Origin of the sequence: Martinezella calliandrae (genome assembly GCF_030272695.1) — a bacterium.
Lineage (GTDB): Bacteria > Pseudomonadota > Alphaproteobacteria > Rhizobiales > Rhizobiaceae > Rhizobium > Rhizobium calliandrae.
Genome location: NZ_JARFYN010000215.1, coordinates 1 through 452, shown reverse-complemented (window position 1 = coordinate 452; position 452 = coordinate 1). Strand labels below are relative to the sequence as shown.

The 452-nt window shown below is 57.1% G+C and carries 1 pseudogene; it reads left to right on the top strand.

The features are described from left to right. Positions 1–124 precede the first annotated feature (124 nt). Positions 125–452 (top strand): annotated as a pseudogene (locus tag PY650_RS36805) (IS66 family transposase); the annotation flags it as partial.

The following is a 452-nucleotide window of genomic DNA, read 5'->3' as shown; positions in this document are numbered from 1 at the left end:
GAATTATGCGCAGTTCACCAGCCGGAAGTCGTCCGAGAATCCGACGGTTAAAGCCTCCTGCCTCAGCAATCTGCGCATAATTACGAGGTGCACATAATCCCGGTTATGTAGAGATCTCCATAACCGGGACGATCGACCGTTCGGCGGCAGTGGTCCGCCGATGGTGGCCTATCGATTTGAAGACAGTCGATCCGGCGATTGTGTCGCGCGGCATCTCGAAGGCTATCGCGGTATCTTGCAAATCGACGGATACACTGCCTATAACCGTGTTGCCCGCCCCGACCGCGGAAACGACGGCGCTCTATTGGCAGGATGCTGGGCGCATGGTCGCCGTCGGTTTTACGAACTGCACGCGAACGACAGTTCCAAGGTGGCAACGGCGACAATCGAAAAGATGGGCGCACTTTGGTCGATTGAGGAAAAGGTGCGCGGACAAAGCCCCGATGTTCGCG